Annotated in this window: 8 protein-coding genes; 5 read left to right on the top strand and 3 right to left on the bottom strand. The window is 33.4% G+C overall.

The features are described from left to right. Positions 1-153: 153 nt before the first annotated feature. Genes AC6CH4_RS23700 through AC6CH4_RS23690 form a run of 3 tightly spaced genes read right to left on the bottom strand, consistent with a single transcriptional unit; the run spans position 154 to position 7,690 of the window. Positions 154-708, bottom strand: a complete 555-nt coding sequence (locus tag AC6CH4_RS23700; RefSeq protein ID WP_498107408.1) for a hypothetical protein — start codon at positions 706-708, stop codon at positions 154-156. A 13-nt stretch (positions 709-721) separates the two neighbouring features. Then, positions 722-4,357 carry a DUF6443 domain-containing protein gene (locus tag AC6CH4_RS23695; RefSeq protein WP_498107406.1) on the bottom strand — a complete coding sequence of 1,212 codons (3,636 nt, stop codon included), beginning with the start codon at positions 4,355-4,357 and terminating at the stop codon, positions 722-724. A gap of 12 nt (positions 4,358-4,369) precedes the next feature. Beyond that, the gene (locus AC6CH4_RS23690; RefSeq protein WP_498107404.1) at positions 4,370-7,690 is read right to left on the bottom strand and encodes an RHS repeat domain-containing protein; all 3,321 of its coding nucleotides are present in this window, start codon (positions 7,688-7,690) and stop codon (positions 4,370-4,372) included. A 422-nt stretch (positions 7,691-8,112) separates the two neighbouring features. Here AC6CH4_RS23690 and AC6CH4_RS23685 point away from each other — a divergent pair, with 422 nt between their 5' ends. Genes AC6CH4_RS23685 through AC6CH4_RS23665 form a run of 5 tightly spaced genes read left to right on the top strand, consistent with a single transcriptional unit; the run spans position 8,113 to position 13,830 of the window. Then, positions 8,113-8,523, top strand: a complete 411-nt coding sequence (locus AC6CH4_RS23685) for a type IV pilin protein (RefSeq protein ID WP_492969077.1) — start codon at positions 8,113-8,115, stop codon at positions 8,521-8,523. Further along, positions 8,524-9,000, top strand: coding sequence for a hypothetical protein (locus AC6CH4_RS23680; RefSeq protein WP_498107402.1), 477 nt, complete (start codon positions 8,524-8,526; stop codon positions 8,998-9,000). Continuing rightward, positions 9,001-10,404: a GspE/PulE family protein gene (locus AC6CH4_RS23675; RefSeq protein ID WP_498107400.1), complete on the top strand. Its 1,404-nt coding sequence runs from the start codon at positions 9,001-9,003 to the stop codon at positions 10,402-10,404. A 40-nt stretch (positions 10,405-10,444) separates the two neighbouring features. Beyond that, complete coding sequence (locus AC6CH4_RS23670) at positions 10,445-12,634, top strand: type II secretion system protein GspD (protein WP_498107398.1); 2,190 nt, start codon at positions 10,445-10,447, stop codon at positions 12,632-12,634. Next, complete coding sequence (locus tag AC6CH4_RS23665; RefSeq protein WP_498107396.1) at positions 12,634-13,830, top strand: hypothetical protein; 1,197 nt, start codon at positions 12,634-12,636, stop codon at positions 13,828-13,830. Before AC6CH4_RS23670 ends, AC6CH4_RS23665 begins: the two co-directional genes overlap by 1 nt. The last annotated feature ends 1 nt before the right edge of the window (position 13,831 follow it).

The raw sequence follows: 13,831 nt of genomic DNA, 5'->3' as shown, positions 1-13,831 counted from the left end.
GGAAGACTTCGGAGAGCTGGGGTTATGATAAAATATTTTAAGGTTTTAAAAACTTAACTAGTGAGGCAACCAATCGCGTTGCCTCATTAGTTTCAAAATTTTAAATTTCTATTCTTCTATTGGTATTTTCTAATTTGAAAACCTACCTCTTAGTTAATGTAATATCTTACCATCAATACAAGCCTTTAAGCAAGGTGAGCTGAAATCTAATTTTTGAAGTGATTTGAAGATACAGATGAAATCAACTCCAATTGATAGCTCATTGAGTTCGTCTAAAACATTTTTGGTTTTCTTAGGTTTATATCCAGTTTCATTAATGTCTTTTAGTAAAAGAAATAGATCGCTGCTATTAAATCCTTTTATTCTGTAGCTATTATTATTTTCTACATTATACCCAATAATATATTCTTGGCAGGAAGTCATATGCAAACTCATATCTACCTTGCTGTCTAAAATTTTTATCGAATTTTTCCCTAATACAAACTTGTAAAAAACAATATTAGGTCCATAACCGTTTAAGGAATCTATATTTATTTCAACAATTTCCGGATTATAAATTCTTTTATTATTCAGGTCTTTATTAACAATAATACCTTCCTCTAAGAAACGCAATATAAAAATATTTTCTACTGGTTTTTCTTTTTGAGAATAAATGGTTAGTGAAGAAACCAAACAAATTATTGTCATAATTCTTTTCATACTTTTCATAACTTCAAATTTTTTATTTTTTCGCTTTTTCTGCTTTAATTTTATCGTAATTTTCTTGCCAATCCATTGCTGTTTTTGACTGAAATGTATTTCTATTCGCAGAATCTTGACAATTATGAGTATTTGTATCTATCATTGTAGCAGCAGGATTTTTTGCCGCATTATATGCATGTCCCATTTCATGAGCTAATGCATTACTAATAGTTTTTACTACACTATAATCCATTGTTGTTGTAATTGATGTTATCGACTTATATGTGCCATCTGCATTTTTATCAAAACCAGTTCTTGTTGCAGCTCCACCATTCATGTACTCATTACCAGTTTTTATTGTTATGTCAAGATTATGTTCGACGCCACTCCCATCTTTAAAAGTTAGATTATTTGCTAAACCGAAATTAGTAGGATCTGTTGCCTTAAAGTCGTCTATCGATGCTTGTATTTTAGCTTCGGTGGCTTTACTATCTTTAAAATCATCTGCAATATTTTCTGCCATTTTAATAGTAGATTTATACTCCTTATATTCCTCTTTAGTAGCAAAATCTTTTCTTGACAAATCAGTATTTCCATTATACTTTTCTTTAATCCTATTTTGATAACCTTGATTTTGTAATTCTAAACGCTGTCTTCGCGCAGTCTCACCATTTATAATTTCCATTCCATTTGGATCTATAAATCTCAAAGGATTATTTGCTACATAAACATACGGCGACAAATTAACGTATTTTTCAGCCAACGGGTCAATGTTCATCCAACGTCCTAAAGTAGAGTCATAATTTCTCCATCCATAGTCATACATGTTAAGCCCCAGTTCATCTTGCAACTCTTTTCCGTTGTACTTATACTTATTTTCCACACCGCTTTTAACAAAATTATATCCTTCTTGTTTCAACCCAAAAGGATAATAGTTGTTTTCTTCCTGAATAGTCAGGTTTTTATCATAGTTCAGACGGATATTCCCTAAATGATCCTTGTATTGGTATACATATTTATAAGAACCTGCTGATGGTTCAACATAACCTTCTGCCGTTGGAAAAAATTTCAGAACGGTATTATTGTTAGATGTCTCATACTGATATCCTCCCAAATAATCTGTCCTTACCGCTGGCAGCGATGTTGCATTTACAATTTTCTGTAGTTTTTGCCCTGCTGCATTGTAAATATAAACAATATTTCCTGTGGTGGCAAAGCTTATTTTGGTTGGCAAATTGAGATGATTGTAGGTTATTGCCGTTATATTTTTGTTGTTATCAGCGGTCATATTCCCATTGTTATCATAGCTGTAATCATCAGTTGTTGCAGTATTGTCAACAAAACCAAGTGATTTATTACTACCATCGACAACCTTCATAAGTTGATTGCTATTGTTGCTATTGGCATAAGTATACACCAAAGCATCAATTTGTGAGTCACTCTCGCTGCTTCCGTTACGGGTAAGTCCCTGGATATTTCCGTTTTTATCGTAGTACAATGCTTCATTGTAAGCGCCACTGAATGTAGATGCATTTTTGTAGATACCTTCTTTTAATCGATTAAGATTGTCGTATTTATAACCATAGGACCTTATGATGCCATTATCAGAATTGGTTGCCCATTGTGTCTCGGCAATGTTTCCGTTGTATAAGGGAATTACATTTGGAATCCCGGTTGTCGGAGTATTGTAATTGATATGAAAAGCAAATAAATCCTTGGGATCACCACTCTTGCTAAGGGCACTTATGTTGTTGATGTCCTTTAACCATCCACGAACATTATAGGCGTAATTGATGTTCTGGGTTGGCGCGGCTTCAGTGTTTCCTACCTTTTTGGAGATTAGCTGTCCGAGTTCGTCATAGGTATTGCTGGTAATTAGTTCAATTGCTCCTGCGTTTATCTGATGGGTCTGGGTTAGCAGACGATCCTGAGGCGAGTAATTAAAAGCATCTTTTGTCATAAGCTCGGCATCAGTTACCAATCTCTTGTGTCTGGTAATGCTGTATTTTAGCTGTCCTGAGAAAGGATCCAGGCTACTGTCCGTATACGTATAACCTCCTAAATAGTTTGCTGTATAATTTCGAATAGGTCTTGCCTTTGCATCATAAAAAGTGGCGCTTGTCTCTCCCGCTATTGAAGCGCTGTTGGTCAGTACCCTGGTCCATGAAGCGGTATTCATGTCTTTTACCTGGGCCGTTGTCAGGGTGTTTTGCCCTTCTACACTTGCAGGTATTGTGATTGTAGGTGTGCTTGGAAAAGTATAGTTATCGTAGTAACTAACGCTCAGAAGCTTAAAATTAGTTGGCTCCACTACATTGCTGTAATAGGCTGCGATGCCATCTATGGATCCACTGGTCTGTTTGCTCTCGTTAATTACAGTAAGAGACGGGTTGTTTTGGGCAGCCTGTAATGCGGCTCTCCCGCCAGGAGTTGCAGCAGTTGCTGTTGACCAGCCCGTATATACCGGACGACTAAAAGGGTCATATTTGGTAATAAGCCATCCAACTGAGCTTAAATCTGAAAAAGGGGAGCTGGCAGGTCCAGTAGCCACTGGCCTGTCGAGTTTGTCATAGACGATAAACTCCCATTGTTTACCAGGCAGTTTTTTCTCAACGAGCCTGTTGCGATGATCATATTTGTACTGATAGCATAAAATATCTAAAGTATTTTGAGTACCATTGTCAATCACAGCACTGAAAGTGCTTCCGGCCAATGCCTGGAATCCAGGTAATAATCGGATGGAATTGGTGGCTGTTAGGTTTACAGTACCACTGGCTGAAGTGATTGTAGCTGTTGATGTCAAATCTGTTTGTAGACCTGCAGTATTACCAATGATATCAACTGCCTTAGGCGGAATAACATAGGTTAAATTCCCATAAATATCATAGATGTAATAAGTATCATGTGTTTTGTTAGTTGTTTCAAGTCCGACGCTTCCGTAGGTTCTTTTCAACACGATTTGTCCTTCTTTGTTTTTGAATTCTACTGTAGATCCGTTTGTTTCAGAGGGTGCAGCGGCAGTATTCTCATCATAAGTAATGGTTTTATACAATTGATTGGCAGGATAATATCCATTATTTGCAAAAGAAATAGCGTATAATCCAGCTGTCGCATCCCAAGAGGTATTGGCCGCGAAAAGTTTTACCTCTTCAAAACCATTAGTGCGATAGTCCATTTTTATTTCATGTCCCAATCCAGATTGCCAGTCGTTCCCAGGAGCTGCCTGTTTTAAGACACGATTTAGCGGAGAGGCTTCGAGCTCTTTTCGGCTAAAAGGATTTGTCGTGGCTTCCATTGCCGGATTTCCGGTAATGGCAAGAGTAGGGTTTGCATAATAAGATAATACATTTGCCTCAGCTGCCGGGTCAAAAGCCATATTAGTATTGGAAGATTTAAAAGGAAGGTACTCTTCTACCTGTCTCCCAAAACCATCGTATTTGATATGGGTAATAATATCCTTGCCAGAAGCAGACTGTTGGCTGGAAACTTGTTGGACAGGTCTTCCCAGTCCATCAAAATAGGTAATGTTTTGGGCAGCTTGAGTAATAGTTGGAGCCGTTATTTTTACCTGACTTGGTACTTTATAGGTAACTGTTTTAACATAATTTTCAGTTTGTGTCTGTCCAATTGCCATAACTGGAAACAAAACCAAAACAAGTTTTAGTATATTTTTCATGATGCTTTTGGTTTATTGTTTGTAGTTATATTGGTTCTCTGATAGTATGTTGCCATTCTTGTCTTTTACAAATTCAAGTCTACCAAATGCATCATAGGTATAGGTTATTATGTCTCCCTTGGGATCTGTAATGGTACTTAATCCAACAAGGGGAATGTGGGTAAAGGTTGTAATCATGGTATTGGCAAAAGAAGGATTACTACGCAAGGCATTAATGGCACCCAGATTAGTCTCATTTAAAGCACTTACATCAGAAACTCCTAAAGCAGCAGCCACTTGCACATTTGTTGCATTTTCTATCTTGGCAATAGGAAGTCTTTGGTTGTAACCCCAAATTATAGAAACTGGATTTCCATTTTCTATTGTATATTGCGTAATGTTTCCAAAAATATCATAGTTCTGATAGGTGACTTTTTTCTCTAATTGATCAGGTACAACATTTCCTTTTTTCGCATAAATATATTGAGGTAATATAGAAGGTACGCCAATTACTGATGAGCTATAACTACCATATTTAGTTGTTTTTTCAGATAATTTGATCGCGCCTTTAAATGATTCTTCTTTTAGTGGTAGTGCAATCATATTTTTAGCAAGTAATTCATTTCTAAATGGCTCATTTATCATTTCAGGATTTTGCGCATAGAAATATTTAGTTTCTAACACATCATTACTTAATGAAGTTGAATTTCTTACCGATGTTAATTGAATATTGGTAGGAGTGCTGTTATAAAAATATTCTTCAGTTTGCTCTACTGTGCCACCATTAAGATAATTTCTCGTTATTTTTGACTTTAATTTATCAAAACCGGTATAGATTATAAAATAGGGTATTTTCAATTTGCCTTGATAATTCTCTATAGCATATTTATTGGCTGCATAAACCCCGTCATAAGCAAAAGCCATTAACGGATATTGAGGTATATCTTTTAGAATATTTGGAAAACTGACACCCGCAGGAAAAATATGTTTAGATACATAGGAAGTTCCTGTACACATCTCATTTTGATCTAATAATTCATAATTTATTTCATCTACATATCCCATGTTTTTTTCTAGTTGCTCTCCATAATAATTATAAGATTCTTCTCTAATGATTGCATTATTGTTGTAAGATAGTTTTCTAAGTAATTTTCCTCTATGCCAATCTTTAGGTTCTTGTTCTCTTAAATCGTCAAATAATGGTATTTCTGAGAATTTAGGTTCTTGAAAACTGAAATAACTATCTTCTTTGATCTCTTTTTTAGTTGTATTATCATAATCTATTTGGCTGACTTTGGTATAACCAACATTTGATCCACTAGTTCTATATAGTGATAGGACTGAAGAAGATGAAAGACGTATTCCTAGTTCTAGACATAATCCACCTTCTAAGCTACAATTAGGTTTTCCTAAAGAGATACTTTCAACATATGATGGTACATTCATCATTTTTCCAGAACTTATGTTGTTGTCATCTAAATATTTAAAAAGAGTAGTGTATTTTGGACCGGTAAGATTATCTTTTGTATAAGTTTGAATATTTTTGATACGTAATCCGCCAAAATGGACATCGTCTTTTATTTTGTCTCTATATTTAACTTGAAAACTTGTATTATGCGGAAAATTATAATCATTGGGACTTGACAACAAGTAATTTTGAGTAACTACGGTCTTCATTCTATAGGTACCTTTACCACCAACATCAAAATAGCTATTTATTTTTCCCGTATTATTTTCGTCCTTAGAAATAGTTCCAAGATATTTTAGCATTTTAAAAGTCCCATCTTCCTGTTTCCTTTCTAAATAAAACTCAACTTTGTTAAATGCAGCATTTATACTTGAATAGTTGGGGACTTTAAAAGGTAAATTTGAATTTATTAATATACTTATTTCACTTGATTTTAAAGACGAACTATAAATACTGGTTTCTATAGGTTCGCTATAGAATACCTTATTGAAACTGTTTACCTCGTTTGGACTTGGGTAAAAATAGTTTAAGCTATATCCTGATAAAACAAATGTTGGTTGTTTTAAAGCATATCTTTCATCAGAGATTGCATCGTAATAGTTTCCTGTTGTTGCTCCAGTTAAGGCGATATGATTCTCATAATCATAATACTTAATTCCTCCTTCAGGAAATTTAATACTTTTTAATGAGAATGTTTTGGTATATAAAGTATCCAAATCTCTGTTAAAACCTAAGTTGCTCACTACATGATGCTCTGGTAATAAATTTTCAGGAAAAAGAGATGTATTTGAATCTTTACCATTAAAGTAGCCCCAATGATCCTGTGCTTTAGATGATTTGGATGGAATTTTATCCAGCAAATAATAATCGAAATCGTACTTTTCAACAGCTAGATTATTTGTGTCGTAAAAATTAACGGCATTAAGTCTTAGTCGTTTATCAACAGCATCTTTACCAAAAACATTTTTATTGGCATTAAAATAACTTTGAGCGAATTCAATTCTTTTTATTAAAGCATTTAAGTTATTATAAATTTTAATTTCTTGTAGTTTTTTAGCTCCTGTTTGTAAGTCTATCCTATCACCATAAATAAAATTTATTCTACCGTTAGGAAAAATAATTTCTGAAATTAATTTTTCTTTAGTACTCGTAACAGTTGACTCATAACTGCTACTGCTTATCTCTCTGGTTGATCTGGTGATTATTTGACTTACAGGATTAGATAGATTTGTATATAATAAATAATCCGCAGAAATGTAATTGTAAGTAATTTCATTGTTTTTTGCCGAGATTATTTTCTTAAGTTGCCAAGATTGATCAAAGGGGGTAAGTCCGTACTGACTTATTGACGATGTTCCATCTTTGCCTAAAACTATCCTAAAGCCAGTAGGAAGTTGAATTGAAAAGTTATCAAAGTAATTTGATCTGATCCCTTGTCCGAGTTCATAATTGATATTGATATCATCTAATGGAAAAGTAATAAACTTTTTTAGTTCCTGACTGAACATGAACTTACCACTGTGTCCAAACAAGCTATAATAGAATTCGTCAGGACGACTATCTTCGTTTCCATAGACATTTCTTATATCATTGCCAGCCAAAAATACCTTTCCGTAAAATTGACTTCTACTTCCATATTCACCGTAAGAATTACAACTCCACGGTGTATTCCAATTAGGATCTATGGCGGTTTTTAGCCTTCCGATGCCAAATGTGTTTTTGTTATTATAATCCTGACTAACAAAGAATCTTTCGTCCGGCGCACCATGATTAGTTCTTGTTATTTGTCCACCAATATTTAAGCTCCATCCTAGTCCAATTGAGGTAGCATCTTCTTCGACCCTTATTCCTCCAGTGTTGTAAGAAATAGTGATGGGCACTTCCATCCCATCAAGGTTGATAGAATATATAGGAATTTCAATTGATGGTTGACCTGTATATAAGGAAACATTATTTAGGAGTCTTTTCTTAAACTGGTAAGATTCAGGAGGTAATGGAATGTTGTAGTCGTATTCTGATGATTTTTGACTGTATAAATTTAAACTTACGAGTAAAATGGTTACTAGGAATTTAATTTTCATTTTAATATATTATTGTTGAATTGAGATTTTTTTTCGGTTGGTTATTTTCTTATTTGTTGATTTATAATTCATTACCATTTTGTTGTATTAATTTTTTTTTTGCCACAATAATAGTAAAATATTTCTTATGATTTTATAAAAATATTAACAGAATATTTCTTAATACTACGCTAGCTATTTTTTCAATAAAAAAGATATATTTGTAAAAATTAATTTATCTTTTTGTTTTGAAAAAAAATCTACTAAAAAAACTGCCGTCATTCAATCTTCAGGAAATGTTGATTGTTCTAGCCATTATAGGAATCTTACTTTTAATTGCTTTGCCTAACCTGATGCCCTTAATTACAAAGGCAAAAAGTGTAGAGGCGCAAGTACAGCTCAAAGCGATCTATAATGCTGAGAAACAGTACTATTTTATGTACTCTAAATACAGTCCAAATTTTACGGAAATAGATTTTGAAGCCCCAAAAACGACAAAAGATAATGGGAGTGCCAATTATGTTTATGAGATTATTCAGTCTGATAATACTGCTTTTAAAGTAAAGGCAACTGCTATTACTGATTTCAACGGAAACGGGGTTTTTAATGTTTGGGAAATAGATCAAAACGGTGTTCCAAAACAAGTTATAAACGACTAAATGTGGTATTTAAAATTAATATTAATCCTCGTTTTTTTAATTGTTTTGTATCAGGATTTTAACAATCGTTTAGTATATTGGTTTTTGTATCCAATTATTGGAGTTTTAGCTTTTGCAATTCAGTTATACAATCTACCGGTAACAATTGTTTTTTTTAATCTCGGTGTTAATCTATTATTTGTTACTCTTATTTTAGGGGTAAGTTATTTGTATGTCAAATACAGAAATTTGGATTTTAAAAATGCTATAGGTATTGGAGATATCTTGTTTTTTGTTTTTATCTCTTGTACTTTTTCAATAGTATCTTTTTTAATTTTATTTGTTTTTGCTCTTTTGTTTTCATTGATTCTTCATTTTGTATTAAGCAATAAAAAGGAACAGCAAACCGTTCCGCTAGCCGGTTATATGTCACTTTTTTTTGGGGCAGTCTATGCCGTTAGTTTTTGTTATTCCAGTACTTTTTTATACGCTTATTAAATGGAGCATTTTGATATCCCAATAGAGTTTCAGCAGCTTGTAAAATCAGAACAGGCTTATTATTACAGAATTATTCCTGTTGGAAAAAATCAGCAAACGGTTTTATTAAAGACCGACGCTTCTGATATAGTAAGTCTGCAAAATGAGTTAGGAATTTTGTTGAGTTTTCAGGTTGAATTGGAAGCTGATTCTACAGAAAATATAAATCGTTACCTAAGTACCAATTATAGAAAGACAAGCAACAATAGTGTTTCAGAAATTCACTATACGGCTGACTTTTTAGAGAAAATTGTATTGAACGCCAAAGAAATAGGGAGCAGTGATATTCATTTTGAACCTTATGAAAAAAATGCCCGTGTACGTTTTCGTTTAGATGGAAAACTGAAAGAGCAATTTCATATTTCGGTAGAAGAATATCCTATTATTGTCAATAAAATTAAGATCAGGGCGCAACTTGATATTTCTGAAAAACGTTTGCCTCAAGACGGACGTATCACGATGGTGACGGATTATCAGGATTTTGATGTCCGTGTGTCTGTTTTGCCAACTTTGCATGGCGAAAAAGTAGTATTGCGTATTTTAAGTAAAGACACCAGTCATATTGATATTAATTCTCTGGGCTTTACTGAAAAAGAGTTAACAGCTTATCTAGAAAATATTAAGCGCCCTAATGGTATTGTTCTTATTTCAGGCCCAACCGGATCTGGGAAAACAACTACTTTGTATGCGACTTTAAAAAAGTTAAACGTCCCGAACACGAATATTTTAACGGTCGAAGATCCTATAGAATATACGCTTGAAGGAATTAATCAGGTACAGTTAAAAGAAAATATCGGACTTGATTTTGCCACTACCTTAAGAACCTTTTTACGACAAGACCCTGACATTATAATGGTCGGGGAGATTCGTGATGTGAATACGGCTAATATGGCAATTCGTGCGGCTTTGACCGGACACCTTGTTTTGTCAACTATTCATACCAATTCGGCCTGGGCGACAGTTTCCAGATTGATTGATATGGGAATTCCGTCTTTTTTAATTGCCAGCACCTTAAATATTAGTGTTGCACAACGTTTGGTTCGTAAACTATGTGATTCTTGTAAAAAAGAGGAAACAATTTCGTCTGCCATTTTTCCAACCGGATACGAAATTTCAAAAGATCTGGAATCACATCACGTTGCGGTAGGATGCGAACACTGTTATCATACGGGATATTCAGGAAGAAAAGCTATTTACGAAATTTTACCAATTGATGGTGAATTATCTAATTTGATTAAAAATAACCAACTCGATATTAACGAGTACCTTGAAGAAAAAAACATATTTACACTAAAACGTAATGCATTGTTATTAATAAAAGAAGGAATTACTTCGGTTGATGAAGTTTTTTCTTTACTCTTGTAGTTTATTTGCATAATAAAAGCCTTACAACGGAAATAAATTCATGAAAAAAATAATTGCCCTAATTTTTATACTACTCTTTCAAACTTCATTTTCGCAGGAAAATAGAATAGGACAGCTAAAAAACCAAATGGAATCAATTACTGCCGATGCGCCGGGATTGAACGAAAAAATTAATGTTAACATTAAAGAGGCTTCCCTGTCCAGTTTTTTACTGGCCATTTCTCAGGTACATAAATTAAATATTAGTGTTGCTCCCAATTTGGCTCAAATCAATATTGTAAATAATTTTTCAGATGTTACCGTAGGTGATCTTCTTATATTTCTGTGTAAGGAATACAATCTTACAATCGATTTTACGGGAAATATTCTTTCTGTAAAATCGTATGAAAAACCAATTGAAATTAAGGCTGTAAAAACAATTGATGTTAGTTATGATTTGGCTAATGATTTACTTTCCTTAAACTTAAAAGAGGATAAGTTATATGATGTCTTTAAAAAAATAATGGATGAAAGTGGCAAGAACTTAGTTTTTGCACCAGGTCTGGAGAATCAGTTGTTGACAGTTTACATCAAAAATATGCCGTTTGATGCTGCTTTGAATAAATTGGCATTTGCAAATAATTTGAATGTAAACAAGTCGCGGGATAACTTTTATATTTTTGATAAGTTAGAAGGGAATTTTGTTGCTGAAAGTGGAGTGGATGCTAATGGGGCGATGAGACTAAATAAACCACAGCGACCAAGAAAATCTAATTTTTTCTTTAAGATTGTTGATGCAGACAGAAAGCTGTTAGATGTAGATTTTGAAAATACCCCAATTTCAAGTATTATTTATGATATTGGCCACGAGCTTGATATTGACATGTTTATTTCTTCTCCGTTAGAAAATGCGGGTACCGGGACAGTAAAAGCCAAGAACATTACTTTTGATGATCTTTTGGTAAAATTATTTGAAACTAAAAGCGAAAATGCTCCTTCAGTAAATAATAATTCTCAACAGTTTAATAATAATTCTGGAAGTAATCCGTCTCAATCACAATCTGGTGGTTCTTTTACTTTTATGAAAAATGGTTCTATTTATTATTTTGGAACCAAAGATCAACTTGTAGTTAGAAATATTAAATCGATTGCTTTAATGCACCGTTCTATCGAAATTTTGAGCGATCCTTCAAAAGAAGGCAGAAGTGCTGGCAGATTAAATAACACTAATAATTTTACAAATTACAGCTCTAATTCAAATTCTTCTGATAATAGAACTAATTCAAATTATCAGAATCAGAGCAGTAATTATAATAATAACAGCAGTAATTCTTCATCTTCTGGCAGTAGTAGCAATCCATCAGAATCCATTTTAACCATTATTCCTGATGAAATAAAAAAAGATCTTGACATAAAAATTGACAAGGAACTAAATAGCTTTTTAGTAAATGGTCCGGCGGCTAATATTGAGCGATTTGAATCTTTTATAAAATATATTGACAAGGCAGTTCCGGTTATTTTGATAGAAGTAATGCTTTTAGAAGTTAACCGAAGTGCTACAGTTGAGACAGGTATTAAAGCAGGAATTGGAGACAAACCTGTTACAACATCCGGAACGGTTTTTCCTAACGCTGATATTAATTTAGGAGCGCAAACGATCAACAAGATTATCGATGGGTTTAGCGGATTTGGCTCCTTAAACATTGGGAAAGTAGTTCCTAATTTCTATTTAAGTCTGAAGGCTATGGAAACCAATGGAAATTTAAAGGTTAGATCTTCCCCAAGATTATCAACTTTAAACGGACATAAAGCTTATTTGTCTATCGGAGAGACTACTTATTATGTAGTGACGAATCAAAATTATTATGGTTCTCAAATTCCACAAGCTTCAGAGGTTAAAAATTACCAGCCTATTGATGCTGAATTGTCAGTAACCATTATGCCACTAGTTTCTGGAAACGGACAAATTACTATGGATATTAAAGTAATACAGTCTAGTTTTAATGGACAAAAAGTAGACAAGGACGCACCTCCGGGAATTAACTCCAGAGAGTTTACTTCGATAATCCGAGTAAAAGACCAGGATTTAATTGTTTTGGGCGGGCTCGAAGAATCTGTAAAAAATGATTCCGGAACAGGAGTACCATTGTTATCCAGAATCCCGATTCTCAAATGGTTATTCAGTTCCAGAAAACGCGAAGATTCTAAGAAGAAATTAAGTGTATTAATTAAACCGACTGTTATTTACTAATGGCTTTACCATCAATAACCTCCTTTTTGCTTGGCAAGCATTACATAGGCGTTGAGCACTTTACTTTAAATAATGAAGATAAAGTGGCATTGTTGTTAGTTGAAAATAAAAAAGAAGGATTAATAATTGCTCAAAAAGACCGGGTTACTTACACTGGGAAAATTGCAGAGAAATGGGACACTAAATTGCCTTTCTTTTTAATAATCAATACCAATCAGGTTATTCAAAAAGAGGTTTCAGGCATTGAACCTTCAGATGAAAAGTTATTACATAAAGCATTTCCGAATACCAATTGGGACGAGTTTTATTTTGAAATCTGGAGATTAAAAACCAAATCTATAATTGCTATTACCAGAAAGTCATATTTAGACACTATACTTTCAAACTATAAAAATCAAAAGATATCAATAGCCGGAATTAGTCTTGGTATTTGTTCTATTGCTGATATTATCGATTATACAAGTGAAGATGAATTACATACTAATACACAATTAATTTCTAAACAAGAACAACAACAGCTCATTACTTCAAGTATTCAGGATCGGGCAATATCATATACTATAAATGATCTTCAGATAGAGAACAGACAATTGCTGGCTTTTTCAGGGATTCTTCGATTAATTATGAATACGACTGCAAATGCAGGTTCGATTATTTCGTACAGCGAAACTTTGTATTACGAATATACTCAAAAAGCATTTTTTGTAAAAGGACTGAAGGTTATGGTGGGAGTGCTGTTAGCTATCTTACTATTAAACTTCATTTTTTTTACACACTATTATAAACTAGCTCAGGAAACATCTGAAACGTTATTGGTAAATAAATCTTCTATTGAAGATGTCACTAAATTACGTCAAAGAATACTTGTCAAAGAAGAAAAGGTAAAAACGATTGTTGGAAAAACCACTTCTCAAAGCTCTCTGATTATTAACGAAATTGCTAATAAAGTTCCGACCTCTATCTTGTTGACAGAAATGACTTTTAATCCACTTGAGAAAAAGGTCAAGGTTGATGAACCTATAATCGCTCAGGAAAAAACGATTACTATTTCAGGAACTACAATTGCAAACGCGGCCTTTACAAATTGGGTCGAAGACATAGAAAAATTAAATTGGGTAGACAAAGTATTAATTACTCATTTTGGAAAAAATGAAGAAAATGAAACTGCATTTTCTATAAAATTAACACTGAAATAGT

The sequence above is a fragment of the Flavobacterium sp. GQ95 genome, from assembly GCF_059758655.1.
This window is presented reverse-complemented; position numbering and strand designations above follow the sequence as displayed.